Raw genomic sequence first — 26,691 nt, forward strand, 5'->3', positions numbered from 1 at the left:
GGCGCCATGAAGAACTTCTTTCTTTCGCGCCTGTTGCAGGCCAGTATTGTCGCCGTCGTGGTCGGAGCCGTGTGCTTCGCCTTGATGCGCGCGCTGCCCGGTGACGCAGCTATGCGCATCGCGGCCGGCCGTTACGGTCCCGATGCCCGCATCGCCGATGCGGCGGAAAAGGTCAGGCTCGAACTCGGGCTCGACCGTCCGATTGCGGCGCAGTTCCTGGAGTGGATCGGCAGCCTGCTGCGGCTCGATCTTGGCCATTCGCTCGTGACGGGCCGAGCGGTGGCCCATGAACTGCAGGTGCAGCTAGGCGCTTCCGTCTGGTTGGCTGCGACCGCACTGCTTATCTCGCTTCTGATCGGCCCGCTCGTCGGGCTCATCTCTGGCCTGAAACCCGGTGGTGCCGCCGACCGTTCCGGGCTTGCCGGGGCCGTCGTCTTCCGCGCCATCCCTCCCTTCGTGCTCGGACTGATCCTGATGCTGATCTTCTCCCGGCAACTCGGCTGGTTGCCGCCGGCAGGCTTCGGTTCGCCACGCGAGATCTTACTCCCGGCGCTGACCCTGGCGCTCGGGCTTGCAGCCATGTCGAGCCGCGTTACCCGCAATGCCGTCGCGGCTGTTGCACGGGCGCCCTACTTCGCTTTCGCCCGCTACAAGGGGCTTCCGGAGGCGGTGGTCGTACGGCGTCACGGGCTTCGCAACGCAGCCATCCCCGTCGTCTCCTACCTTGGCCTGCAGGCGATCTATCTGGTCGAAGGCGTCGTCGTGGTGGAATCGCTGTTTGCCTATCCCGGCATTGGTCACGCGCTGGTGCATGCCATAGTCGAGCGGGACGTCCCGATGGTCCAGGGGACGGCACTGGTGATGGGGCTGATGTTCGTCGCCATAAACGCGACCATCGACCTTCTCACCTTTTGGCTCGACCCGCGGACGAGGAGAACGGCATGAGCACGATCGATCATATCTCCTACGTGCAACCGAAATCGGGCATCGGAGCGGCGCGTTTGACCGGCGCCGGACTTCTGGTTCTGCTCGGCGGTTTTGCGACAATCGGACCAGTCGTCATACCGGTGGATCCGTCGGCCCAGGATTTTGGCGCGAGCCTCGCCCCGGTCGGCAGCGACTACTTGCTCGGCACCGACCATTACGGACGCAGCTTGCTCGCGCGATTAGCTCATGGCGCGCGTCTCTCCTTTGGCATGGCCTTCCTGACCACGCTGGCGGCGGCCATGCCCGGAGTTCTGCTGGGCCTGCTCGCGGCCTGGAGAGGCGGCTGGGCGGAGAAGGGGCTGGAACTCATGGCGACCGTCGTTTTGGCGCTGCCCGGTCTCATGCTCGTCCTGCTTCTGCTCGCCTTCTCCCCCGGCGACTACGGTCCGCTCTTCCTCGGCCTGGCGCTGACCCTGTGGGTTGAGTTCTACCGCGTGACGAAGGCGACGACCAAAACGGTATTGTCCCAGCCGCATATCGAAGCGGCACGGATGCTGGGCTTCGGCTCGCGCTACATCCTCACGCGCTATGTCTTGCCTGTCATCGGACCGATGATCGCAACCCTCGCAGCCTTCGCCATGGCAACGGCGATTATCGCCGTGTCGACACTGAGCGCGATCAGCGTCGGCCTTCAGCCTCCCACGCCTGAGCTCGGCAGCATGATCGTTGAACTCCTGCCCTATTTTGCCGAGGCGCCGGTGCAGGTGTTGCTTCCCGCGGGACTGATCTTCCTGCTGGTCCTTGGCCTGCAGCTCCTGGCTCAGGGGGAGCGCGCATGAATATTCAGGTCAGGAACGATCTCCTGGTCACCGACCTTTCGATCCACACGGCGGACGGGCCCATTGTCTCTGACGTTTCACTGTCGTTGGGCAGGGGACACCCCCTGACGCTTCTCGGGGAAAGTGGATCGGGAAAATCCCTGGTAGCCCAGGCGATCATGGGCAATCTGCCGCCGGGGCTGCATGCGATAGGACGCATTTTGTTCAAAGGGTCGGATCTTCTCGCTGAAGCACCCTCCGAACGTCGTTCCCGTTGGGGCCGTAGCATCAGCCTCCTGCCGCAGGAACCCTGGCTGGCGCTTGATCCGACGATGCGGGTTTTGCCTCAGGTGGCGGAAATCCATCGCTATGTGAAGGGTAGGGATGCTGCCGGAAGTGCGGCTGCGGCGAAGGAAAATCTGCTGGAGGTTTCCTTGTCGTCTGCGGAGGCGCTTTACCCCTTCCAGATTTCCGGGGGCATGGGCCAGCGGGCGGCCATCGCCATGGCCCATGCCGCCGGCAGCGAGCTGCTGATCGCCGACGAGCCGACCAAAGGCCTGGACGCGATGCTCAGGGACCAGGTGACGGCCCGTCTGCGCAGGGAAGTGGAGAATGGACGCCTCCTCCTCACCATCACCCACGATGTCGCCGTTGCCCGGGCACTCGGCGGAACCATCGGCATCATGTTGAACGGCCGGCTTGTCGAGTCCGGCCCTGCCGAAACGGTCCTCAAGGCGCCCAAGCATCTCTACACCAAAGCGTTGCTTTCGTCGGAGCCATCGCAGTGGGAGCGACAGGTGCCGGCGGCATCGGGCGAGATGGTTATCGCCGGGCGCGGCCTGAAAAAAAGCTACGGCAGCAAAACGCTGTTCTCCGGGCTTGATATCGAAATCGCGTCCGGTGAGATCGTCTCGATTGTCGGCCCAAGCGGATGCGGCAAGACGACGATCGGCAACATCCTTCTTGGCCTGAACCCGCCCGACGCGGGCTTGGTCGAACGACGCGCGGACCTCTCATCTCTGCGTTTCCAGAAGCTCTACCAGGACCCGCCTGCCGCCTTCGCGCCGCATCAGACGATCCGCAAAGGGGTAAGGGATCTGGTTCGCCTGCATGGCGAGACCTGGGCAAGAGTGGAGGACCTGCTGGCTCGGTTGCGGCTGCCGGAGAGCTTGCTCGATCGCCGGCCGGGTGAGATTTCTGGCGGAGAACTGCAGCGTTTTGCGCTGCTGCGAGCCCTCCTGCTCAATCCCGCCTTCCTCTTCGCAGACGAGGCCACTTCCCGCCTCGACCCGGTCAGCCAAAAAGAGGTCATCACGTTCCTGCAGGAGATCGCCGCCGAGGCGGGCCTCGCCATCCTGTTGGTCACTCACGATCGGGATATTGCCGAGACAATATCCACACGGGTCATCGATCTGGGCAGCAGTGATGAAAAAGCCATGTGAGAAGCTCGGCTCCGCTGCCACCGGATATCTCCTCGGGCGATCATCCAACGTTTTCTCAGCTCTTGCGCGGTTCCTTGGGAACGAGGCTTTCCAGGTTCATGCAAGCGCATCGCCGAACCTTTTCATGGTTGGCAGGGTCACGGCCAAGTCGAGTATCGAGCTGACGGTCTGGTCGACGGGAGAGGGCATGCGTTCGTCGGCCTCACCTCAGCGCCGAGGCCGGTGATGTGGTTGATCGCATTCTGAGCGGAAAACCGCTTGCCGTATATCTGCGTCCCAATAATGTACTGGGGCCAACGTTATAACGCCGCCTCCATCGATAAATCTCGGCCGGAAGACACCAGGGATTGCAATCGAAGCGCATACCGCGTCGGAGATCGCACATATGGAGTAGCTTCCGCTGAAAAGACGGCCGATCGCTGTGTCATCTGGGAGCGGTTGGCGGTTTGCGACTTTTTCAGGTCACCTACCGGTTCCTTCCAGGAACGAGGTTACCGTCATTGTTCAAAAGAACGTCAGCTTGAACGGCGTGACGGCCGCCCCCATAGCGGCGGCGTCCGTGGGACTTTCCGAGACCAGAAGTTTGGGGCTCGCCCGCCCTACACCGTACCTGGGCTTTCCAAAGAGCCGTGTCCTTTCGATCATCAAGTGCGCCAGATCCGGCGGGATCTGTCCTCCGAAGACGATGGCCTGCGGATCGTACACAGCCCAGATCGCGTTGACCAAACGATTATAGGCTGGGGTGATCTCATCCAGCCATTCATGGACTCCGGGCCAGCGCGGATCGAAGTATTTTCGAAGATAGGTAATCGAGGGCACGTCGATGCCGTTCCGGTTCAAACGTTCCATGATGAACTGTAGGGCGGGCCGCCGGGTGATTTCCTCGTCCTCATACAGTTGCGAAAACTCGCCGGCATTGCCGTTGCCGCCATGCAGCAGTTCGCCGTTGTTGATCAAGCCGCCGCCGAAACCGTAGTTGAAGCTGAGATAGGCGAAATCCTTGATGTAACGGCCAACACCGAACATCGCCTCCCCGATCGTACCCGTCTTGCCGCCGTTCAAGGCCCAGACCGGCTTTTCGAAATGGCGCGTGAGAAGCGGGCCGAGCTCAATCAGGGACCACGCATGCAGCGGAAGGGACGCATTGAAGCTGGTACCGCTCACGTGAAAGCCGGCGATCCCCAGCCCGACCCCGAAAAATGCTTCATCCGTGAGATCCAAAACCTTCTGCTGCTTGTGCACCCAGCCGCACACAAGTTCGAGCGCCTGATCGACCGTGCGCTCGCGAATCTGCACGTCGGTTGCGCAAAGGACCTGTCCGGCAAAGTCCATGAGACAGACATCGATGACGTCGGTATTGACCGACATCCCGCACGTATAGGCGTAGCTTCCCTCAAGTTTCAGTATCGGGCTTGGCTGTCCTTTCCCCAAACCCGGCTTAGGTGAGCCAAGGTGAACAATTCCCCGCTCCGCCAATTGGTCCAGGAGCCTGTGGATGGTCTGCTGTGCGAGGTCGCTCAGACCGGTGAGCTCCGTTCTGGAAATGCCCGGATTGCGCCAGATCAGCCGCAAAATGCTGCGCTCGTTGGGGGACGCGACCGCGTCATCCGTCCCTCGGTAAAAACGGGGGGCAATCAATGGCTCCGGAGAATAACCCATGCGCCTTTCTCCTAGTTACTGCGCCCAGGTATTAACGGCGGGCGACCAATATGCACTACCTATTACTAGCGTTGATTTTTTCCGCTCTCAAGGGCTTGCGCTCCGTCATATTATTGTTACTCTATCTGAGTAACTAAGGCATCGCCATAATCGCCGAGGAGGGCTCGGCGACGTTCCAACAGGAGGGCATCATGCGACTTTCCAATCTGGCGGCGTCAGCCACGCTTCTTGCGACCGCAGCGTCCGCAAATGCCGCGAACATCGATTTCTGGTACGGCAACATAGGACCCGTCGAGGTGGCCATCAGGGCCCAATGCGACGCGTTCAACGCCGCACAGAGTGAACACAAGGTCAATTGCGTCGGACAGGGAAGCTACGAAGTCCTGATGCAGAAGGCGATCGCCGCCTACCGCGCCAAGAACGCTCCGATCCTGCTTCAGGTGCTTGATGCCGGTACGCTCGATATGATGCTGTCGGGTGCTGTCGAGCCCGTCCAGGACCTTCTGCCTGAGGTGAAGTGGGATAGCTACATTGCCGGCGCCCGCGCCTATTACGAGACGCCGAAGGGCAAGCTTTTCGCCCAGCCTTATAACGCCTCGACCCTGCTGTTCTACACAAACAAAACTGAACTCGAGAAGGCTGGTATCACCAAGACCCCGGAAACATGGGAAGAGGTCATCGATGCGGCGCGCAAGCTGAAGGCCGCCGGCAGCACCTGCCCCTTCGTCACCAATGCCGAGCCTTGGGCCGTCTTCGAACAGTTCTCGGCTCGCCATGGCCTGCCGATCGCGAGTAAGCACAACGGTTATGATGGTCTCGACGCTGAATATGTTTTCAATACTACGTTCGTCGCGAAGCATCTGTCCAACTTGGTGGAATGGCGCAATGAAGGTCTGGTTCGCTTGAACCCAGATACCAAGGGAGGAAACCTGAATGCGGCATTCAGCTCCGGTGAATGCGCGATGGTCGAAGCCTCTTCCGGTTCCTACTCCACTTACACAAAGGCGTTTGAGGGGAAATATGAAATCACTGTCGGCATGGCGCCAATGTACAAGGGTCAGGAACGTCACAACACGCTGGTTGGCGGCGCGTCCGTCTACATCATGAAGGGACATGACAAGGCGGAAATCGAGGGTGCCAAGGCTTTCCTCAATTTCCTGCGCCAGCCTGCCCAGCAGATCTCCTTCGTGGCGGCGACCGGCTATGTGCCCGTCACAAATGACGTCCTCGACGCCATCGCCAAGAGCCCCGAGGCGAAGTCGCCGAAATATGCGACAGCGGCGGTCGGCATCGAGTCGATGAGCAAGCCTTCCACGCCTGACACCCGCGGAATTCGTCTGGGTTCCTACATCCAGTTCCGGCAGATCTGGACGGAAGAAACCCAGAAGGCGTTTGCCGGTCAGCAGACCATGCAGGTTGCGCTCGACAACACCAAGAAACGTGGCGACGAGCTGCTGCGCCGCTTCCAGCAGACCTACAAGGGCGTAGAACTACCCTGATCCTAAATCACGATGCGGGGCTCATTTGCCCCGCATCGCTCCCACATTTCGGGGTATGTCATGTTTACTGAATCCACCATGTTCCGGCATCGATGGCTGCCGCTGCTTTTCGTGGCGCCACTGTTCCTGCTGGTCATTCTTTTTTTCTACGCGCCGGTCTTCCAGGCGTTTTACTGGTCCTTCTATCTGGAGCGCCCGTTTGGTGGCGGCTCCGAATTCGTCGGTTGGGACAATTTTGCCCGCGTGCTCTCCGATCCGGAGTTCTGGAAAGCCAGTTGGCGCACGTTGATCTTTATGGCAACGGCCTCATCCCTCGCTGTTCTCGTTCCGCTCATTCTGGCGATTGCTGCCGACCGCGCGGTGCGCATGTCGCTTCCGGCGAGGAACGTCCTGGTATGGCCAAAGGGCATTGCTGGAGCCTCTATCGGCCTGGTCTTCTCATTCATCTTCAACCCGTTTGTCGGGGTCCTTGCGCCACTCAACAAGCTGTTTCCCGGTACCTGGAATCCAGGCTTTGACAGCTTCGATGCCTATGTCACGCTAATTGCCGCACATGTCTGGGGCAACATACCGTTTAACTTCGTTATCTTGCTTGCCGGACTGCGTGCCGTTCCGCACACCATCATACAAGCCGCTGCCATGGATGGCGCAGGCCCCTGGCGGCGTATTCTCGACGTCCAACTGCCCCTGATCATGCCGCAGCTTTTCCTGACGCTGGTCCTGGAGTTCACCGAGAGCGTCACCTCGGCCTTTGCGCTGATCGACACGATTACCAAGGGCGGTCCGGGCGGCGCCACGACGCTTCTTGTCTACAAGATCTATCTCGATGGCTTCGGCAGCTACGACCTGTCCGGTGCGTCCACCCAGACCGCAATCCTCATGGTCTTCTTCATCTTCGTCGCCGCTCTACAGTTTGCACTGCTCGGCCGGCGCATCAACTACGAGCGGTAACCATGGTCGAGAACGCACGCTCCATCAACATCGTCGCGAGCCTGATCCTGATCATGGGCGTCATCTTCATTTTCGGCCCACTTTACCTGACCCTCGCCACAGCCTCGCATTCTTATGAGTTCATGCTCCAGAATGGCCTGACATGGTCATTTGGCGGGAATCTGATCGCCAATTTCAAGCGCATCTTCACCGAGACGTCGATCCCGATGCAAATGGTCAACAGCCTCATCGTCGCGGTCGGCAATGCGGTCGCGGGCTGCGTGCTGTCTTTCCTCTCGGCCTATGCGATCGTCTACTTTCGGGTCCGGTGGGCAAGTATCGTTTTCGCGCTGATCCTGGCAACCGTGATCCTCCCGCTCGACATGCGGTTCGTCACGACCTACCAGGTCGCGTCCAATATCTTCTCGCCCCTCAATGCCGTCCTCGATGCGACAGGCCTAAACGATGCGGTCGCAGGCCTGTTTGGCGCACCGTTCCATGCGGAATGGAGCATTCTGAATACCCATTTAGGACTGGTCGTGCCGCTGCTTGCACACGGAATGGGGACTTTCCTGTTCCGACAATTCTTCCTGACCTTGCCGAAGGATCTGTTCAAGGCAGCGCGCATGGACGGAGCAGGGCCGATCCGGTTCTTGGTTGACATCCTGCTGCCCCTGTCGCGCACCACCTTTGCGTCACTCTTCGTGCTGACCTTCCTCAGCGGCTGGACACAGTATCTGTGGCCGCTGGTCGCCTCCTCGACGGCGGAAATGCAGACGGCTGTGGTTGGCCTGGCGCGGCTCGTTCCTGACGAAGGCGCTGTCCCCGACTACCCGCTGATTATGGCGGGTGCCATCCTCGTATCCATCATTCCCCTGACGATGATCGCTCTTTTGCAGCGGTATCTCGTGCAGGGCCTCGTCCTGTCGGAGAAATGACAATGAATGCCATCGACCCCGCGATCCATGTCGCGGCAGCCAATATCCGGCTCGACGGAGTGACCAAGAGCTACGGCAAGATGCCGATCATTCCGAATCTCGACGTCGAGTTCAGGGCAGGGGAGTTCACGGTGGTGCTCGGGCCATCCGGCTGCGGCAAATCCACCCTCATGCAGATGATCGCGGGTCTTGAAAGGGTCAGTGGCGGAAGAATCGTCATTGACGGGCGTGAGGTTCAGGAACTGGAGCCCAAGGAACGCGGCTGTGCCATGGTCTTCCAGAACTATGCGCTCTATCCGCACATGACCGTCTTCGACAACATCGCATACAGCCTCAAGATTGCTGGAATGACGAAGGCCGAAAGGCGGGTTCGTGTCGAACTGGTCGCGAAGATGCTCGGCCTCACCGAATATCTCGGCCGCAAGCCAAGCCAACTCTCCGGCGGTCAGCGCCAGCGGGTTGCGATCGGGCGCGCCATCGTGCGCGAACCGAGTGTCCTTCTGTTCGACGAGCCGTTATCGAACCTCGACGCGCAGTTGCGGCATGACACCCGTGTCGAACTTGCGGAACTGCATAGACGGATTGGCGCCACGACTGTGTTCGTCACCCACGATCAGGTCGAGGCGATGACGCTCGCGGACCGGATATTGATCCTCAACAAGGGCGAGATCGAGCAGTACGACACGCCGAAGGCGATCTACCATAACCCCGCCTCCGTCTTCGTCGCGAGGTTCATCGGTTCGCCGCCGATGAATATCCTGCCGGTGAGCGGCGACGGAACCGTGTTGCGTCTGTCCGATGGCCAGGCTGTCGCCGAATGCCGTTTGAAAGGTAGCTTTCAGTTGGGCATTCGCCCCGAAGATATCGCCGTTTACACCACCGCCAACGCCTCGGCCCTGAGGGCGGACGTCCGCTATCATGAGGATCTCGGATCACATTCGATCCTGGCTGCCGACCTCTCCGGCACGATGGTGCGCATCACGACGCCGTTCGGCTCGCAAGCGCCCGATAGCAACGTGCTGCTGCTCTCATGTCCGCAGCAACGGCTGCATCTCTTCGATGCGGTGACAGGCAAGGCAATCGCGGGGGCGTTCACCGCCGCAACCAAGGAAAAGAAATGAATTATTTCGAATACATGGCCGATCGACATCGCCAATGCGCGATTGTCGCCCATCGTGGCATCTGGAAGGATGCGCCGGAAAACAGCCTGCTATCCATCCAAAGAACGATTGAGGCCGGTTACGATATCGTCGAGATCGACGTGCGCCGCACCGCCGACGGCGAGTTCGTGCTTCTACACGACGATACCCTGGAGCGCATGACCGGCCTGAACAGGGAACCGGAGCAACTGACACTTCGGGAACTGACCAGTCTTGCGCTGCGCAACCGCGATGGCGGACCGGGTAATGCCTTGACCGACCAGAAGCTTCCCAGCCTGCGCGACATGCTCGAGCTGACGCGTGACAAAATCTTCATTCATTTAGACGTCAAGCACCGGCACGTCATTCCGGAGATCCTGGCCTATGCCCAGAAAATGGGTGTCGACCAGCAAGTCGATTTCTGGGCCGACCTCAAGACCGAGGACGACCTCGGCTGGATCAAAGACAATATCATGTTCCACGACGTCCCGTTCATTGCGCGCACCCATCTGGAGCAAGACGATGCTGATGAACAGGTAGAGCTCGTGTTTCGTTTGAAGCCGCTGATCTGCGAGGTCTCATTCAAGGACATCAGCCAAGTCGAGGCGATCAAGCAGCGTTTCCACGACGCCGGTATTACGTTGTGGGTCAACACGCTCAATGGCGTCGCCTCTCCGGGCTTCACGGACACCGCAGCTCTCAAAGATCCGGATGCGATCTGGGGCCGGTTGCTGCGGGCCGGGTTCTCTGCCGTGCAAACAGACGAAATGGAGAAGTTGCGATCCTACATCGCGGCACATCAGGCGGCGAGGCCCAGGGCATCCGTTTGAGGCTCGCCCATCACCGCAGAAAGAGAGGACGTCATGGAATTCGATCTTCGAGAACTTGGCGATAAGCTTCGTCAAGCTGCCGGCCAAGAAATCCTTCCCCGGTTCCAGCAGGTGAGGGACCTCGACGTCCGCGCGAAATCAGATGCAACGGACCTGGTTACGGCGGCCGACGAAGCCGCTGAGCGCTTTCTCAGCCAGGAGATTACACGCATGTTGCCGAACGCGCTGTTCGTGGGCGAGGAAAGTGCATCGAAGGACCCCGGCCTGTTGGATCGGCTTGACCAGGCCGAACTGGCGGTCGTTGTCGATCCTCTGGACGGGACGGCGAATTTCGTGGCGGGCATGCCACTGTTCGGCGTCATGGCGGCGATCGTGCGGCACGGCAAGCCCATTGCCGGCATCATCTACGACCCGATGAGCGATGACTGGGTCATGGCAGAACAGGGCGGCGGTGCATTCCTGATCCGCGGCGATGGGACCGAAAAACGACTCCAGATATCGGAGCCGACGCCTTTGGCGGAGATGACAGGCTATGTCTCCACAGACTTTCTGCCCGCAGCGGTCAAGCCTGACATTCTGGCAAAGCTTGCGAAACCACGGATGTTCTCCAGTCACCGCTGCGCTGCGCACATGTATCGCGCCTTCGCCAGCGGCCACGGCCATTTCGTGATGCTCGACCGGCTGACCCCTTGGGATCACCTTGCGGGCACATTGATCGCGACCGAGGCCGGCGCCTACGTGGCCTGCCTGGATGGCTCGGTCTACGATGCGACGAGACGCACTGGAGCGCTTTTGACGGCGACGGACCCCGATAGCTGGCAGGTTCTCGTCCGCGAGGTGTTCGCGTACGTCGCGTAGCAATGGACTTCTCGTGACCGTCTACCCGAAGACGGTGCCGGGCCTAGCGATTCGTGTTGTCGGGGAAAAGTGCCTTTCTCGTTTCGTCATCCAGCACCGCTTTGAAGGTGTATTCCGCTTTTAACGCCAATGCCTGCTGAACGGCCGGGCGATCCGACATCGTCGTCATGAAACGCTTGACCGCGGGAAAATCGTCCAGGCCCTTATCTCCGAATATATAGTCCGCCGACGCTGCCCAGCCCCAGAGTGCCATGTCCGCAACTGTGTAGTCGTCGCCAGCCAACCATTCGGAAATCTCAAGCCGCTTGTCGAGTACCTCATAGGTGCGCTCGACCTCTTTCACATAGCGGTTTTTCGCATAGGGAAGGTCTTCGGGCGCATAGTGCAGGAAGTGGATTGCCTGTCCCGAGTAGGGAGACAGGCCGGTCGCGACCAGCTGAAGCCAGGACAGCATCGCGGCTTTTCTCGACAGGTCTGTGGGAATGAACCGTCCGTGCTTCACTGAAAGGTGGAGCAGGATCGCATGAGAATCGAAGACAGTGATGCCTTCATCGACGAGGGCGGGAACCTTGCCGTTCGGGTTGACCGCTCGAAACTCCGGCAAATGCTGCTCCCCTTTAAAGATATCGATCGGGGTGACTTCGAAAGGCAGGTTCAGTTCATGCAGCAGCACCGCGACCTTCATGGAGTTCGGCGTGGCGTGGAAATACAGGTTCATCATCGTCATCCCTGGAAGAGGTCGCCGCCATCGTCGGGCAGCACGGCCCAGAACTGCCCGATCTTCCGTCCCTCGACCAATCGATCCTGTCGATCCCACCTATGATTCGGTTCGATTCCTTGCGCCCGCGCCAGCTTCCTATGTTCGGAGGCCAGAAGCATCGAGCACGAAGGATTGCCATGAGCAGCGAAAGCAAGACACATCGCATCGGCGACGTTACGATAAGCAAAGTCGAGGAGCAGCAACTCAGCAACGTCCCGGTCTCGTTCCTCTATCCGAAGGAAAACGCCGCCGAGCGGATCGCGGCGGATCCCAGCCTGCGGGATAATATCGAAGACCAGGGCAAGAGCCTGCGGCTCAGTATTCATACCTGGGTGGTTCGAACGCCGGACCATCTGATCCTTGTCGATACGGGTTCAGGAAACGACAAGGAACGGCCGAGAAATCCGATCTTCGATCGGCAGTCCATTCCATTCATCGCGCGGCTCCGCGCTGCGGGCGTCGATCCGGACAAGGTCGACTTGGTGTTCAACACTCATCTTCACGTCGACCATAGCGGGTGGAACACCCGTCTCGAAAAGGGTAAGTGGGTGCCGACATTCCCGAACGCCCGTTACGTGTTCCCACGCGCCGAGTGCGAATACTACGCGAGCCCGGCAAGCCACAACGAGGCCAACATTCCGAGTTCCGGCGTCTACGAAGACAGCATCGCGCCGGTGATCGACGCGGGGCTTGTGGACTATATTGAGCCTGGCGGAGGACGCTACCTCGATCTCTTCGATTTCATCCCGACACCCGGCCATAGCATCGGACATATGTCGATTGCCGTGACGTCGGGCGGGGAGACCGCGATCTTCGGTGGCGACATCCTGCACAGTCCCGTTCAGGTTCGGCATCCCGATCTCAATACCGTGTTCTGCGAATTCCACGATCAGGCTTCGGCCTCGCGACAGTCGATGCTGGGCCGTCTTGCGGATACCCGCTCCTTGTACCTCGCCACGCACTTCCCCGCTTCCTCCGCCGGCCTGGTCGCACGGACGCAGGATGGATTCTCCTGGACCTACATTTGAGGACGACATGACCAATCACATAAGCATCGACGCCATCGTGGTCGAAGAGTACCGAATTCCAAGCGACACTCCCGGCATCGACCTCCATGTCCGCAACAAGCGCCACGCCGGGATGAGCCGGTTTGTGCCGGAAACGACCATCGTCATGGTGCATGGCGCTACCTATTCCTCCGAAAGCCTCTACGACGTTCCACTCGGCGGGTTCTCATTCATGGACTATCTTGCTTCCGAGGGTTTCGACGTCTTCACGGTCGATGTCCGCGGCTACGGCAAGTCCTCCCGGCCGGAGGTTATGGAGATGGATCCGGCTCTCAATCCGCCGCTCATAGGCACCGACGTCGGCGTCCGGGACTTCGGCTCGGCGGTGGACTTCGTTCTGCGTCATCGTGGCCTTGCCAAAGTCAATGTGTTCGCAATGTCCTGGGGTGGTACGGTGGCCGGAGCATACACCGCTGCCAACCCTGACAAGGTCTTGAAGCTGGCTGTTCTCGCCCCGCAATGGCTGAGCGAAAGGCCGATCCCCCTGGACATGGGCGGCGAGCTGGCAGCCTACCGGCTGGTGCCAGTCATGAATACCCTCCAGCGCTGGCTCGGCACCGCACCCGAACACGCGCGCGCGACGATCATTCCGCAAGGATGGTTCGAACAATGGGCGATGGCGACGCTGGCGGACGACCCCTGGAGCGAAGCCAGGGAACCCGGCAAGCTGCGAGCGACCAATGGTCCGATCCAGGATATCAGGGACTACTGGCGCGCAGGTAAACCTTACTACAAACCGTCGGACATTCAGGTTCCGGTGCTGCTGCTGCATGGCGAGTGGGATATCGATGTCCCGATCGACCTGGCGCTGGCGTATTTCCAGGAGCTGACTTCGGCGCCGAACCGCCTCTGGATCGAGATCGGCGAAGCCACCCATATGGCGCTTCTGGAAAAGAACCGGATGCGGGCCTTTCGTGCCATCTCCGCCTTTTTCCGGGAGGCCTATACGCCTGAATAGAAGCCTTTCTCCCTCTCAGAAGCCGCTTTCGAGCGGCTTTTTTCGTTTCAGCAAGCGGCGGCAACACGCGTGGGCGACGATGTCTGGGTGTTGAACTCGCGCCTTGATACGCTTTTCGATCAAAGGGCTGATAAGGTAGTGACTCCCTGCTGCAGAAGTTCCGACAGGCGGTCATCAGGGCCGATGCCAGTCCGCGTCGGCCCTGTCGTTACCAGATTGTCGCTTTGGCGATTTCCATGACCAGCTTCCGAAGCCAAATATGCGCTGGATCCGTTCGCATCCTCGGATGCCAGAAAACGTTCATGCTGAAGATGGACAGAGGAAGCGGCGGCGCGAAAAGGTCGAGCGTGTCCTCGAACCTTTGCAGGAACCGCCGGGGCAGGGTGCAGATGCAATCCGTACTGGACAGCACCAGGGGCGCCAGGGCGTAGCTCTGGATCGACACCGACACGCGACGCTCACGCCCGGCTTCAGCAAGCGCATCGTCGATCATGCCGGAGAAGTGGCCGCCGCTGGTCGAGATCAGAAGGTGGTCCGCATCGCAGAACTCATCCAGCGTCATTGCCGTCGATCCGCGCGGATGGCCGCGTCGCTGTGCCGTGACGAACTCTTCCTGGAACAAGGTCTGACCGATCAAGTCGGCTGCGGCGTCTTCCGCGGCTCCGACGAACAGATCGACCTCTCCGTTCTCCAGATGCTCGGCTATCCTCGCCTTGTCCGGCAGCGTGAAGGCGATTTTTGCGAGCGGCGCTCGGTCCTGAAACAGAGGGACAAGATCGGGAGCCAGGATCGCGGCAGGATTGTCGGTTGCAGCGATGCGGAAAATCCGTTTGCTCGTCGCAGGATCGAAGAGATGGGCGGTATTGATGAAGTCGTTGAATCGTTCGAGCAGGCGTGCCAGTTCAGGCTCCAGTGCCGCCGCATGCGGTGTCGCGATCATTCCACGCCCCGATGCCGCCGGTATGAAGAGCGGATCGTTTAAAAGCTGGCGCAATCTGGTCAGACGTGCCGACAAGGCCGATTGCGTGATGTTCAGTCGCGCTGCGGCATGTGTGACGTTTTTGTCCTTCAGCATGGCGTCGAGGGTCATTAGCAGGCCCGCATCGAAATCAGAAATTCGTTGGCTCATGGTCGTGGTGGCCTCTGTGTTCATCAAGCACAAATCCGCACCGGCCTCTTAAGACCGACGTTCGTATGACTCCATCCATTTGGTGCCTGAAAGACGCTTTCGGCGAACCGTCACGCGCGGGATCAGACTTGGATGAAAGCCGGGCTGTGGTTCCGGCGCTGTCGCCTCGACATGTTCTCTCCTGTTTCCGGCTTTTAAGCCAAAGTCAGGCAGAAATTCCAATTATATCGGCTGTGCAGTTTTTCCGAGCCAGTTCTCCGCTCGCGGGATTGACAAAGATCATCGCGGGCAGAAGCCGGCCCGATACGCTTGGGTCAGCAATCAACCAAGCCGCTTGGAGGAACTATCATGCCCGAGGCGGTCAAGAACCGAATCGTTCGCGGAATATGACAAGGATCTCGTCAACCTTTCGCTGGGCGAGATCCAGAAACATCTGGCGGCCTGATCTTCGGACCACGACGGCTCAGGTTCCGGGCCTTTGCTGGGCCCAAGTGGAAATGTCTGTCGCTGCAGCCTTATCTTCCTTCTGCGGCTACATTATCAGCGGTCCCGGCAGACATGGAAGGTGCGCATCAACGATGGTGCGCACCGTTGGTTCAGAATGCGATCGTATCATGCGGCCTTGATTTCGACTCTGCGTTCGTTCTTCTTTGCCTCAGCGCTCTTCGGGAGCTTCACCTTCAGGATGCCCTTCTCGAAGGTGGCTTCCACTTTGTCGGCGTCGACGCCTTCGGGCAGCTGGAAGCTGCGCTGGAAGGAGCCGTAGCGCCGCTCAGACACGTGGTATTCCTTCTGCTTGTCTTCCTTTTCTTCCTGCTTTTCTCCGCGGATCGTCAGGGCGCCGTTAGAAAGCTTGACTTCGAGGTTCTTCGCATCGATGCCGGGAATTTCCGCTGTCACTTCGAAGGCCGCGTCCTTTTCGACGACATCCACTGCCGGCGCCAGCGGCCATCCGTTCAGCGATGGGGCCACCCGGCCGAACAAGGACCGGTCGAGCGACGACCGCCATGAAGAGGAGGTGAAGCCGTCGAACAGGCGATCGATCTCGGCACGAAGTGCTTCGAAGGGAGACCATGGGCTCTCCGTTGGCTGTACCGGCTTTTCTTCGTTCTTGACGGGCAGTTTGGTTGTGACTTCAGCCATGATTTTCTCCTGTTTCTGATGAGGATACTGCATCAAGGCGTTGCAAGGGACTTGGTGCAGTCCATTGATCGCTCATATCGAGCGTTTTCATTTGAAGTCCGATGTTGCGTCGTGGCATTGACGTGCATCAAGGGCCGCGGCGTAAGCTTCCCTAAAGGCTGACATACCGATCAGAAGCCGCCCGCAAGAAGGGTACGGCCGAAACACGGGCACGACAATTCCCTGCAACGACAAGGCATTCCGGGAAAAGACAGCTCGGTAGGCGATTGACGCGGTGTGCTGCGGGAAACTTATTGCTCACCCTTGACGCCGGGAAGCGGTGCGCAGGTCATGATCCTTGCATCTTCGGCGGCGTCCACGAAAGCCAGCCGCGCGGTGGCGTTGGATATCTGGCCCAGCACGGCGGCCGCACAAATCTCCCTTGCGAATTCGTGTTTCTTTCGCGATCCCACCCAGTCGTTCGCCAGGAAGGCCAGTGCCTCTTTCGGATCGCGGATGATTTGAGGCGACCGCATATCGATCCGCACATAGACTGGTTCGATCCACTCCTTAGCGATATCTGTTGCCGGGACCATTTCCGTGCTCCTTCAGGTGAAGTGCCTGTTCGATGGTGAGCTGGTCGCGCAGGGCCTGGAGCATGGCGCGAAGCGCATCATAGGCCTGATGCCGATCCGCGAAATGATGCTCTTTCACGAGTTTTTTCAGCCAGAGGTTTGTCTGCTGAATGGTGTGATCGAGAGCCGTAACCTGGGTATCGCTCATTTTGAACCTCCGGTTCTTGACCGTGCGGCGCTGCCGAGAAGAGAACGCCGATATTAATGGACACGACTGCGCCAGTTGCGGACGTCCTCGGAGGTCACGCGAATATGGCCGGTCGGATCGAACTGTTTTCCGTCGAACTTGTCGCTGGCGATCCGGCAGAAGACTTCGATATGTTCCTGCAGTCTGAATTCGTCGGCGCGCGGGGGATCGGCGACGGCCTCAAGCGCATTGTGGGTAACCACCACGACTTGGTCGCAGATCCCTGTATCCATCAACAGACGCCCCTCGTTTCCGGAGGATGTCAAAAATCCTGACTTCAGCTTCAGCGGCATGGTAACCTCCCTTTTGGGTTGAAAGGTCAGATTACGCGCATCAGCGGCGTCATCAGTGATCGAGATCAATCCGGGCACTATTTCGAACGCTGACGGATAGGGCCAAAAGTAGCCTGGTTGGGCAGAGTGCTCGAGCATCAAGCGGAACCGCGCGATTCCGCAAGTGCGGCAGTTGATGGGAACGGAACCCATGACCACGTGAACGCACTTCGGGCCAAGAGCGCCCTTAGGATCGCGCCCTGATGATGCAGAGGCGTCATGCGGAAATAATGTCCACGTCCGAGGCCGAGTTGAGGCGCAGCTGCTGCGGTTCTTGGACACCGAAAATGCGCGTGACGTCAAACATTGCTGGCTGGTCCGACGGAGCCCCTCGCCATTATGCTTGAGGTATCGGATACAGGGGGCATGGGCTGGCGGACACTCGCAGACGGCTCTTCGCCGCCTGCCAGGTTTTCGCATCAGGTTTCACTGGGCGGCTTGCTTCGTGTTCCTTGCAGCCTCGTCGATGACGTCAGCGATAACGCCCGGCTGTGTGAAGAACAGCGCATGGCTGGCGTCGACCTCGGTCACTTTCGCGCCGATACGCTTGGCCATGTCCTGGAGCATCCGCTGGTCGAAGGCCTTGTCCTGACGAGCGATGACGGCCCAGCTCCGCTTGGTGCGCCATGCAGCATTCTCGAGCTTGATGCCGAACGACGACAGATTGATCGGCACCTGGGAGTTTTCCAGGAAGGCGGCATCTTCGTCGGTCGTATCGGCGGCAAAGCCCGCCTTGAATGTGCCAGCTTTCAGGATGCCGAAACCATCAGCCGTCGGTTCGATCACGAACTCCGGCGGCGTCGTGTAGCCTTCATATTGCTGCGCGGTTGTTTCGCCAGCATCGGGCGAAAGTGCGGAGACATAGACCAAGCCTGTGACCTTGGGGTCAACGCCGGCCTCGGTGATCATGACGCCGCCCCAGGAGTGACCGACAAGAATGGTCGGGCCGTCCTGGCGTTCGATCGCTCGCTTGGTGGCGGCAACATCGTCGGCGAGCGAGGTTAGAGGGTTCTGCACGATCGTGACCTTGTATCCACGCTGCGTGAGATTGTCGTAGACGCCGCGCCAGCCGGATCCGTCGGCAAACGCGCCGTGGACGAGAACGACATTCTTGACGACCTGGTTGTCAGGGATCTTTTCAGCGGAGTGGGTACCGGTGGCGATGCCGATTGCTGCGGTGGCGGCGATGATGCTGGTGTTCATTGTCTCTCTCCTTTTATTATTGCAATAATTGTTATCGCAATAATCGTTGTGTAGCGGCCTCCTGGAGGACTGTCAATCATAATTGTTATCGCAATATATCTTTTCGCGAAAACGTTAGCTATAAATCGAGCGGAAGGAGACCCTCATGACCGGACAGAAATCAAACGACCCCGTACCGCTCGACAACCAGATCTGCTACGCTATCTATTCGGCGGGTATGGCGATCCAGCGGCTTTACAAGCCCTGGCTTGACCAACTCGGCCTGACCTATCCGCAATACCTCGTGCTGAACGTGCTCTGGCAGGAGGACGAGCAGACAGTCGGGCATATCGGTGAAAAACTCGCCCTTGAATCGAGCACCTTGACGCCGTTGCTCAAGCGCCTGGAAAGCGCAGGGCTCCTTCGTCGGACGCGCAATCCTGAGAATGAGCGTCAGGTGGTCATAGGGCTGACCGATGAGGGCCGCGCGCTCCGGTCGCGGGCCGGTTGCCTGGGCGATGCACTTCTGGACAGCTCCGGGCACACGCCAGATCAACTTGGTGCGCTCAACCACGAGGTCAGACAATTGCGTGATGATATCTACGCAAAGCTGGGCAGCTGGTCTGCGCCTTCGTGAGGCGATGTCCAGGGCTTGGGCTCGGGTTCGATCATGCGGCGGATTGATCATGGGAACAGCAAGGCCTCGTGCGACGGAGTTCGCTTTCCAGCCGTCAGAGCGATGACAGAATAGGCGATGGCATTCCGGTCGATCCGAAAATGCTTATAGAGATCGCCGATCGTACCGGTTTGCCCGAAATGCTCGACGCCATGCGGGATCGTACGGTGGCCCGCCACCGCGCCGAGCCAGGAGAGTGTCGCCGGATGGCCATCGATGACGGTGACCATGGCGCAGTGACCGGGCAGCGGATCGAACAGCCGCTCGACATGGCTTCGTGCTTTCGTATTGCCACGAGCGCGCTCTCGCTGCGCAGCCGTCCAGCCGGCATTGAGCCTGTCGGCCGAAGTGACGGCAAGGACTCCGATATCCCGGCGGTATTCTCCGAGCATGCCGGCCGCCGCAATCGCCTCATCGGCCAACGCACCCTGATAGGCGATGACCACGGAGCAGTTTGGCCCTGGCTTCCTGAGCCAGTAGGCACCGTCGATCGCACCCTGCCGGAAATCGCCATCGACGCGTTTCAATGGCTGTTCCAGCGGCTTGGTCGTCAGCCGCAGATAGACCGAGCCGCCGGTCTCATCGCGCAGCCATGTACGTTCGTCTGAATCGCCGTCCCCGTTGCGTTGCATGTAGTCGAAGGCCCATTCCATGATAACCGCGAGTTCATCGGCGAAGGCGGGTTCGAATGCGGCGAGCCCGTCCTGGCTCATCCCGATCAGCGGCGTGCCGATCGATTGGTGCGCCCCGCCCTCGGGTGCCAAAGTCACGCCCGAGGGCGTGCCGACGATCATGAAACGGGCGTCCTGATAGCAGGCATAGTTCAGGGCATCGAGGCCGCGGCAGACGAAAGGGTCGTAGACCGTGCCAATGGGGATCAGGCGCTTGCCGAACAGCGAATGGCTTAGCCCCGCAGCACCCAGCAGCAGAAAGAGGTTCATCTCGGCAATGCCGAGCTCGACGTGCTGCCCCTCCGGGGTGAATTCCCATTTCGCCGTCGAGGCGATGCGGTGCTCGATGAAAGCATCGGCCATCGGCTTGCGGGCAAAGAGCTTGCGACGATTGACCCACGCGCCAAGGCTGGTCGTCCCGGTGACGTCGGGCGACGTGGTCATGATCCGTTCGGCAAGACTGGACTTGCCCTTGGCAAGATCGTCGAGAATTTTGCCGAAGGCGTGTTGGGTCGAAATCTCCCTATTGGCGTCGAACGCGATCCGCGGCACCTCCAGCCGGTTGTCGGAATAGCGGCGCGCGCCCTCCGCGAAAAATGGCACGGACGGGAGGAACGCTTTGAGCGCGGCAGGGTCCGCCACGCCGGCCAAGGGCTCCCATTCCTCTCCCCGCGCGATGCCCATATGCACCTGCCACTCGGCGAACTGGGTCGTGGTCATCAGCCCGCCGTGATTGTCCTTGTGGCCGGCGATCGGCGTGCTCCAGCCCTTGATCGTATAGGCGAGGAAACAGGTCGGCCGGTCGTGGTCGATGGCAGCGAAGACCTCGGCCATCGTCACCACGCAATTGCCGCCAAGGTTTTCCATCAGCGCGGCAAGTTCGGCGTCGCTGCGGCGTTCGATGAGTGCCGAGACATCACCCTGGTCGCCGAGATCGTCCATCAACCGCCTACGCCAGACCGCGCCGCCCATGAAGGTAAGCGCGGAATACTCCTGGTTGGAGCAGCGATCGATCCATTCGCGGAGCTTGGCCCCGCCCGGCTCTTCGAATGCGGCTCGTTGCAGCACGCCATATTTGGCCCGCACGACGTCCCAGCCGAAGGCCTCGAAAATCTTCTCGACGCGTTCGAACAGGCCTTCACGAACGATGCCGTCGAGCGATTGCCTGTTGTAGTCGATGATCCACCAGCAGTTCCTCAGGTCGTTCTTCCAGCCCTCCTGCAGCACTTCGTAAACATTGCCTTCGTCGAGTTCCGCATCGCCGACCAACGCGACCATGCGACCGACCCTGCCCTGCCCCCAGGCTTTGGCGCGGACAAAATCCTGCACGATCGAGGCGAGCGCGGTGATGGCCACGCCGAGGCCGACCGACCCTGTGGAGAAATCGACGTCATCGACATCCTTGGTCCGGCTCGGATAGCTCTGCACTCCACCAAACCCGCGAAAATTCTCCATCGTCTCCCGCGTCTGTCGGCCCATCAGATACTGAATCGCATGGAATACCGGCGAGGCATGCGGCTTTACGGCGACACGATCCTCCGGTCGCAGTGCCGAGAAATAAAGCGCCGTCATGATCGAGACCATGGAGGCGGAGCTCGCTTGATGTCCCCCGGTCTTGATGCCGTCGACCTTCGGTCGAATGTGGTTGGCATGGTGGATCATCCAGTGGGAGAGCCACAGCAGGCGCTGTTCGATTGTCTTGAGATGCCGCGTGTCGATCATGGCCATGTTCCGCGAGAGAAGGGCGAAAGTTGACGTCGGTTCGGCCTGCGGAAATCAGCCGTCCTTATAGTAATAGCTGTAGCCATTGAGCGCCGGCGCGCCGCCGAGATGGGCGTAGAGAACCCGCGAACCCTCGGGAAAGAAGCCCTTGCGTGCGAGATCGATCATGCCCTGCATGGATTTGCCCTCGTAGACGGGGTCGGTGATCATCGCCTCGGTACGTGCGGCAAGCCGGATCGCCTCGTTGGTCTCCTCCGAGGGGACGCCATAGGCGGGATAGGCATAATCGGGGTTGATGACGATCTCGTCCTCCCGGACCGCTCGGCCGAGGCCGACGAGGTCTGCGGTGGCGTCCACGATGCCACGCACCTGCGCCCGGGTCTGGTCGAGCGTGCCCGACGCGTCGATGCCGATCACGCGGTCAGCCCGGTCCTGCGCAGCAAAGCCGACGATCATCCCGCCTTGGGTCGATCCGGTGACGACGCAGACCACGATATAGTCGAAAGCGAAGCCAAGTTCCTTCTCTTGGGCCGCGACCTCCTCGGCAAAGCCGACATAGCCGAGCGCGCCGAACTTGTGCACAGATGCGCCCGCTGGGATCGGATAAGGCTTGCCGCCGGCATCCTTCACCGACTGGATCGCGTCTTCCCAACTCTGGCGGATTCCGATGTCGAAACCGTCATCGACCAGCCGGCTGTCGGCGCCCATCAGCCGGGTCATCAGGATATTGCCGACGCGGTCATAGACCGCATCGTAATGAGGCACCCATTTCTCCTGGATGACGACGCATTTCATGCCGATCTTCGCCGCCGTCGCGGCCACCATGCGGGTATGGTTCGATTGAACGCCGCCAATCGACACCAGCGTGTCGGCGCCGGACGCGATCGCGTCGGGCACAATATACTCGAGCTTGCGAAGCTTGTTGCCGCCCATGGCCAGACCGGAATTGCAGTCGTCTCGCTTGGCGTAGATCTGGACCCTGCCGCCCAGCGCTTCTGTCAGCCGCGGCAAATGCTCGATCGGCGTTGGGCCGAACGTAAGGGGATAGCGTTCGAACTTTTCGAGCAGTGACATCGATCAGGGCCTCCGTGTTTTTCTGGTCGAAGGCTAGCGGAAATGATATGAAAGGTGTTCTCTAAATTCGTTGATGAATTTCCCAATACAGGCTATTGTTTTGGCATAAAGTTCGATTTCTTTTGGAAACTATTACATAAATGAAAGATTCTTCCGTCGAGGATTTTGATCGGATTGACTTGAAGATCCTGCGTGCCCTGCAATCCGAGGGCCGGCTCAGCAACGCGGACCTTGCCGAGCGTGTGAATGTTAGCGCTGCGACCTGTCACAGACGGACCCAGAGGCTGTTCGAGGAGGGCTACATCACTGGCGTACGGGCGGAGGTGGCGCCCGCTGCCGTTGGCCTCGGCGCGCTGGTGATGGTCGGCGTGGTGCTCGACCGCTCGACGCCGGAGAGTTTCGGTGCCTTCGAAGGCGCCGTCCTGGAACTGAAGGAAGTGCTCGACTGCAACTTGGTCGCCGGCGACTTCGACTACCTCCTGAAGATCCGCGTGCGCGATATGGCCGACTTCAACAAGCTGCACGGCCAGAAGCTGATCGCCCTGCCGGGCGTGCGCCAGACACGGACCTTCTTCGTGATGAAGGAGGTGAAGGAAAACGCGAGGCTACCGTTCTAGTGCTTGGGAAGGCTCCGCCTCCGCGGTGTTACTATCTGCTCCCTTGCAGATCTTGCAGTTCGTGCTCCAGCACCCGGGTGCGGATCATGTTTGATGCCGCATCAGCAATTGTCGTCATCGCTTCGCGTTCGGCACCGCTCAGCGTTCGCGGCACCACATCAATGACGCATATGGAGCCGAGGATGAAGCCGAGCGGATCGCGAACGGGAGCACCGGCGTAGAAGCGAAACCCATAGGGCTCAGACAGCGTGGGGTTCTCAGCAAGACTTCCACGTTTCGAGAGATCCTCGAGCACGGTGAACTCGTTGGCGATAAGTGTCTCGTTGCAGAATGCCCAATCCCGCGGCGTCGAAACGCCGTCAAAACCCACGCGGGATTTGAACCACTGCTCGGTTTCCGTGATCAGCGTGAACATCGCAATCGGCGCGTTGGTCGCGTGCGCGGCCAACCGAACCAGCCGATCGAAGCCAAGCTCCGGCTCCGAGCCAACCAGAGCCGACTGCGTGACCGCTCTCAGCCGCGCATCTTCATTCCACGGCGTGCGAAAAGACGTGGGCTGAGTCGCACCACGCCCATCTTCAAGTAAAAATTCGACGATTGCTGTAGCACTCGCCGGGACATCTGACTGCATCTTCGTCCGAACACCATTCGCGCCGACCTTGACAGGTTCGGCTGCATTTCGGGTGGCCGAATTGATAACAATCGTCTTGCTAAATCGAACGTCTCTTTCCAGCGAGGACAGCAACTTCTTGCGGTCGTCTTGATCAGCGCTTTCGACGATGACGAGCATTGGCGGGATGGTTGCAAGCCAAGCCCGGATCGTTTCCATGTCTTCAGACACATCGACCAGCAGCCCCAATGCCGGAAGACCGACCTGACGCCACTGATCCGCCCGACCCTCACCGGCAAAGATTATCGCGTGAGCCCGGACGACTGGCTCTTCGTGAACTGGATTCTCAATCAGGTCCAGCACCGCCTGGCGTGGAATTCTCCGGTGTCCGCCGGGGGTTTTCCAGGAGGGCAACTGGCCATTTTCGACCCACAGCTGCGCGGTCCGGGTTGACACTCCCAGCAATTCAGCGGCTTTGGCTGTCGTCAAAACATCTTTCACGGTGTCGTCCACTTCTGTAGACGATGATATAGTAAAAAATGATAAATTTGCAAGAAATGGCAATTGCTTACGGTGCTTGTCAAACAGAGTTGACCGTCGGATAGACCGTGTCAAATCGGCTCCTTTGGCCGGAGACGGAGAGCATCCGGCTCGCAGCCTTCGCATAAAGCCTGGATAGCATCGCCGCTGGCTCATGACCGGGCGCGCGTCACATCGGCTAGGAAGTCGGCGAGCAGGCAATTGATGAGTTCCGGCGCTTCCCAAAACGGCGAATGCGATACGTTTAGGATACGGAAGCAAGTATCCTGCCACAGACTGGCGTAGGCGACGCTGTCGACGTAGTCCAAGTTGATGATCTGGTCGGTGTAGGTTCGTTCCGGGTCGGTCGCAGGTTGGAGCGATGTGGCGGAGCCTTCTCCGCCACAGGTGAACAGTTCTCAATGGTGGATTGCCTGGCCCGGGCGGCTAGCGGATTGCGACGCGGTGCGTTTGTGTCAGGCCGTGCTGCTCTCGGATCAGATCCGCAGCCCGTTCGCCGATAACGACGCAAGGCGCCATCGTGTTTCCGGTCGTGATCCGCGGCATGATCGAGGAATCCGCGATACGGAGACCTTCGATACCGTAGACTTTCAGCTCATTGTCGACCACCGACATGTTGTCACGACCCATCTTGGCCGTGCATGACTGATGCCAATAGGTGACCGCGGACTTGCGAATAAAGTCGATCATCCCGGCACGATCGCGCGCACCCGGCGCTGCTTCCCCGCTCACCAAAGGGGTGAAAGCTTCGCTGTTTCCGACTTCCCGGCACAGTTCGACTCCAGCCAGGGCCGCGACCATGTCTTCCGGCTCGCTCAATGAATTGGGCTCTATGTAGATTGGGTCGTTCGCCTCAGGGCCGCACAGGCGCAGCCGCCCGCGACTTTTCGGCTGTGCGAGACCGGCAAACATCGTCCAACCATGTTCCGGCGTTGCGATCTTCGCCTCCGCAGGTGCCGGCACCGGGAATTCGAGCTGGCATTGCAGGATATCAGGGTGGCTGAGGCTGGCATCGCTCTTCCAGTAAAGCGTCGCCTCGCAACCACTGCCACCGACGCCTTGCGGCTCGCGGTAAGCCCAGGTGCAACCGAAAGCGAGGTGATCCTGATGGTTACGACCGACACCGGGGAGGTGCTGAACGACGGAGATGCCATGGGCTCGCAGTTCGTCCTCGGGACCGATGCCTGACTGCATCAAAACCTTGGGCGTGTGCACCGCCCCCAGCGACAGGATCGTCTCATGGCGAGCGCGGAACTGCCGACGCTTGCCGCCGACCAGGGCTTCGACGCCGATGACTGTCCGTCCGTCGAACAGAAGCCGAGTCACGAGAGCACCCGTCAGAACCGTCAGGTTCGGATGCGACATTATCTGCGTGACATAGGAGCGGAAGACCGATTCCCGCTTGCCGCCATTGATGCGCAGTTCCGCGATGGATGCACCGCCGGCGCTCTCCATCATTTCTCCATTCGGGCTGTCATAGACCGGGATCCCGACCATCCCGGCCGCGCTGACAAGCGCCTGCGCGATCGGCTGCGGTGCATCCGGCTGAGCGACATGGACCGGACCACCAGTGCCCCGGCGAAACGGATCGGACTTGCCCTGCCAGTCTTCGATACGACGATAGTAACCGAGCACCGACTTGTATCCCCAGCGCTCGTCACCGGACTCAGCTGCGAAATGTTCCCAGTCTTCCTTATGCCCGCGGGCCCAGACCATGACGTTGATGCTCGATCCACCACCAAGGCCCTTTCCCATGCTGAGCGGAAGGCGGCGACCGGCGAGTTCCGGGGCCGGCTGCCCGACAAAACCCCAATCGCGCTCGGTTCCGAGATTGAGTGGCCATTGGGCGGGGTTCGAGACGCTTTCCGCTTCGTCATCGCCCCCAGCCTCGATCAGCAGAACACGAGCCTGCCTGTCTTCCGCCAGACGGGCGGCGACCACCGACCCGCTGGAGCCAGCGCCGCAGACAATGAAATCGAAGTCGTTCTGTTCGCTCACCAGCAGGCCATCGGGGCCTCCACGCAGGCCGGCTGCGGCTCGGTTCGTTGGTATTGTCTGTTCCATCTCATGTTCTCCTGGTTCGTCGTGGGCGGCCCCAAGTAGCCTGCATTAGTTTCAATTACAACGATTTTATCATTTATATCATTTTTTTGGCTCACATTTCTGCGAAGTTGCGAGTGAGCCCTGGAGCCGGACGACCGCGAGATAAGCGGATTCGCATCCGCGATCTGTGCATCCGGAAAATGTGATGAGCCGCGACAAGGTGAAGAGCGAGATACTCGCTGATGTGCGAGCCCACTCCAATTTTCGGCCCTGCCGAATGTGGCAGGCATGGCACCAAGAAGCCGTCTCGGTGGCCGCGGCGGCAT

Annotated in this window: 25 protein-coding genes; 13 read left to right on the plus strand and 12 right to left on the minus strand. The window is 59.9% G+C overall.

Annotated elements, in window-relative coordinates; genetic code table 11:
* Positions 1-6: 6 nt before the first annotated feature.
* The 3 genes from J2857_RS23830 to J2857_RS23840 are packed head-to-tail and all read left to right on the plus strand — an operon-like array spanning position 7 to position 3,187.
* A complete protein-coding gene (locus tag J2857_RS23830) occupies positions 7-945 on the plus strand; it encodes an ABC transporter permease (protein WP_210012589.1) in 939 nt (312 codons plus the stop codon).
* Entirely contained in the window at positions 942-1,766 is an 825-nt protein-coding gene (locus J2857_RS23835) for an ABC transporter permease (RefSeq protein WP_210012590.1), read from the plus strand. Before J2857_RS23830 ends, J2857_RS23835 begins: the two co-directional genes overlap by 4 nt.
* Positions 1,763-3,187, plus strand: a complete 1,425-nt coding sequence (locus J2857_RS23840) for an ABC transporter ATP-binding protein (protein WP_210012591.1) — start codon at positions 1,763-1,765, stop codon at positions 3,185-3,187. The genes J2857_RS23835 and J2857_RS23840 overlap by 4 nt, the downstream gene beginning before the upstream one ends.
* 504 nt (positions 3,188-3,691) lie before the next feature.
* Here J2857_RS23840 and J2857_RS23845 read toward each other — a convergent pair.
* A complete protein-coding gene (locus J2857_RS23845) occupies positions 3,692-4,846 on the minus strand; it encodes an ROK family transcriptional regulator (protein WP_210012592.1) in 1,155 nt (384 codons plus the stop codon).
* A 191-nt stretch (positions 4,847-5,037) separates the two neighbouring features.
* Here J2857_RS23845 and J2857_RS23850 point away from each other — a divergent pair, with 191 nt between their 5' ends.
* The 6 genes from J2857_RS23850 to J2857_RS23875 are packed head-to-tail and all read left to right on the plus strand — an operon-like array spanning position 5,038 to position 11,040.
* A complete protein-coding gene (locus J2857_RS23850) occupies positions 5,038-6,345 on the plus strand; it encodes an extracellular solute-binding protein (protein ID WP_210012593.1) in 1,308 nt (435 codons plus the stop codon).
* 60 nt (positions 6,346-6,405) lie between these two features.
* Positions 6,406-7,296 carry a carbohydrate ABC transporter permease gene (locus J2857_RS23855; RefSeq protein WP_210012594.1) on the plus strand — a complete coding sequence of 297 codons (891 nt, stop codon included), beginning with the start codon at positions 6,406-6,408 and terminating at the stop codon, positions 7,294-7,296.
* 2 nt (positions 7,297-7,298) lie between these two features.
* The gene (locus J2857_RS23860; protein ID WP_210012595.1) at positions 7,299-8,213 is read left to right on the plus strand and encodes an ABC transporter permease subunit; all 915 of its coding nucleotides are present in this window, start codon (positions 7,299-7,301) and stop codon (positions 8,211-8,213) included.
* Positions 8,214-8,215: 2 nt separating this feature from the next.
* Positions 8,216-9,334, plus strand: coding sequence for an ABC transporter ATP-binding protein (locus J2857_RS23865; protein ID WP_210012596.1), 1,119 nt, complete (start codon positions 8,216-8,218; stop codon positions 9,332-9,334).
* A complete protein-coding gene (locus tag J2857_RS23870) occupies positions 9,331-10,182 on the plus strand; it encodes a glycerophosphodiester phosphodiesterase family protein (RefSeq protein WP_210012597.1) in 852 nt (283 codons plus the stop codon). Before J2857_RS23865 ends, J2857_RS23870 begins: the two co-directional genes overlap by 4 nt.
* Positions 10,183-10,215: 33 nt before the next feature.
* Positions 10,216-11,040: an inositol monophosphatase family protein gene (locus J2857_RS23875; RefSeq protein ID WP_210012598.1), complete on the plus strand. Its 825-nt coding sequence runs from the start codon at positions 10,216-10,218 to the stop codon at positions 11,038-11,040.
* Positions 11,041-11,083: 43 nt separating this feature from the next.
* On the opposite strand, the gene J2857_RS23880 is transcribed toward J2857_RS23875, so the two are convergent.
* Entirely contained in the window at positions 11,084-11,761 is a 678-nt protein-coding gene (locus J2857_RS23880) for a glutathione S-transferase family protein (RefSeq protein WP_210012599.1), read from the minus strand.
* A 176-nt stretch (positions 11,762-11,937) separates the two neighbouring features.
* On the opposite strand from J2857_RS23880, the gene J2857_RS23885 reads away from it, so the two are divergent.
* Both J2857_RS23885 and J2857_RS23890 read left to right on the plus strand, forming a co-directional pair.
* A complete protein-coding gene (locus J2857_RS23885; RefSeq protein WP_210012600.1) occupies positions 11,938-12,828 on the plus strand; it encodes an MBL fold metallo-hydrolase in 891 nt (296 codons plus the stop codon).
* 7 nt (positions 12,829-12,835) lie between these two features.
* Positions 12,836-13,825, plus strand: a complete 990-nt coding sequence (locus tag J2857_RS23890) for an alpha/beta hydrolase (RefSeq protein WP_210012601.1) — start codon at positions 12,836-12,838, stop codon at positions 13,823-13,825.
* Positions 13,826-14,033: 208 nt separating this feature from the next.
* On the opposite strand, the gene J2857_RS23895 is transcribed toward J2857_RS23890, so the two are convergent.
* The 6 genes from J2857_RS23895 to J2857_RS23920 all read right to left on the minus strand — a co-directional run bounded on the left by J2857_RS23895 (position 14,034) and on the right by J2857_RS23920 (position 18,433).
* Entirely contained in the window at positions 14,034-14,978 is a 945-nt protein-coding gene (locus J2857_RS23895) for a LysR family transcriptional regulator (protein ID WP_245363778.1), read from the minus strand.
* A gap of 588 nt (positions 14,979-15,566) precedes the next feature.
* Positions 15,567-16,097, minus strand: coding sequence for an Hsp20/alpha crystallin family protein (locus tag J2857_RS23900; protein ID WP_210012602.1), 531 nt, complete (start codon positions 16,095-16,097; stop codon positions 15,567-15,569).
* 290 nt (positions 16,098-16,387) lie between these two features.
* The gene (locus J2857_RS23905) at positions 16,388-16,672 is read right to left on the minus strand and encodes a DUF982 domain-containing protein (RefSeq protein ID WP_210012603.1); all 285 of its coding nucleotides are present in this window, start codon (positions 16,670-16,672) and stop codon (positions 16,388-16,390) included.
* Complete coding sequence (locus J2857_RS23910) at positions 16,647-16,859, minus strand: DUF2267 domain-containing protein (protein ID WP_245363779.1); 213 nt, start codon at positions 16,857-16,859, stop codon at positions 16,647-16,649. The genes J2857_RS23905 and J2857_RS23910 overlap by 26 nt, the downstream gene beginning before the upstream one ends.
* Before the next feature lie 53 nt (positions 16,860-16,912).
* Entirely contained in the window at positions 16,913-17,191 is a 279-nt protein-coding gene (locus J2857_RS23915; RefSeq protein WP_210012604.1) for a hypothetical protein, read from the minus strand.
* A gap of 465 nt (positions 17,192-17,656) precedes the next feature.
* Positions 17,657-18,433, minus strand: a complete 777-nt coding sequence (locus tag J2857_RS23920; protein ID WP_210012605.1) for an alpha/beta fold hydrolase — start codon at positions 18,431-18,433, stop codon at positions 17,657-17,659.
* A gap of 145 nt (positions 18,434-18,578) precedes the next feature.
* Between J2857_RS23920 and J2857_RS23925 the strand changes: the two genes are divergently transcribed.
* Positions 18,579-19,049 (plus strand): MarR family winged helix-turn-helix transcriptional regulator, encoded by a 471-nt coding sequence (locus tag J2857_RS23925; RefSeq protein ID WP_210012606.1) that lies wholly within the window; start codon positions 18,579-18,581, stop codon positions 19,047-19,049.
* Between the two features lie 47 nt (positions 19,050-19,096).
* On the opposite strand, the gene J2857_RS23930 is transcribed toward J2857_RS23925, so the two are convergent.
* Together J2857_RS23930 and J2857_RS23935 are read right to left on the minus strand one after the other, a co-directional pair.
* Positions 19,097-21,481, minus strand: a complete 2,385-nt coding sequence (locus tag J2857_RS23930) for a 1-deoxy-D-xylulose-5-phosphate synthase N-terminal domain-containing protein (RefSeq protein ID WP_210012607.1) — start codon at positions 21,479-21,481, stop codon at positions 19,097-19,099.
* 54 nt (positions 21,482-21,535) lie between these two features.
* Positions 21,536-22,555 carry a 1-aminocyclopropane-1-carboxylate deaminase gene (locus J2857_RS23935; protein ID WP_210012608.1) on the minus strand — a complete coding sequence of 340 codons (1,020 nt, stop codon included), beginning with the start codon at positions 22,553-22,555 and terminating at the stop codon, positions 21,536-21,538.
* 140 nt (positions 22,556-22,695) lie between these two features.
* Between J2857_RS23935 and J2857_RS23940 the strand changes: the two genes are divergently transcribed.
* Positions 22,696-23,172, plus strand: a complete 477-nt coding sequence (locus J2857_RS23940; RefSeq protein ID WP_210012609.1) for an Lrp/AsnC family transcriptional regulator — start codon at positions 22,696-22,698, stop codon at positions 23,170-23,172.
* Positions 23,173-23,203: 31 nt separating this feature from the next.
* Here the strand turns inward: J2857_RS23940 and J2857_RS23945 are convergent, their stop codons facing one another.
* Entirely contained in the window at positions 23,204-24,283 is a 1,080-nt protein-coding gene (locus J2857_RS23945; protein ID WP_210012610.1) for a helix-turn-helix domain-containing protein, read from the minus strand.
* A 465-nt stretch (positions 24,284-24,748) separates the two neighbouring features.
* The gene (locus tag J2857_RS23950) at positions 24,749-26,386 is read right to left on the minus strand and encodes a GMC family oxidoreductase (RefSeq protein WP_210012611.1); all 1,638 of its coding nucleotides are present in this window, start codon (positions 26,384-26,386) and stop codon (positions 24,749-24,751) included.
* Positions 26,387-26,691 lie beyond the last annotated feature (305 nt).

This window comes from Neorhizobium galegae, from assembly GCF_017877055.1.
Lineage (GTDB): Bacteria > Pseudomonadota > Alphaproteobacteria > Rhizobiales > Rhizobiaceae > Neorhizobium > Neorhizobium galegae_D.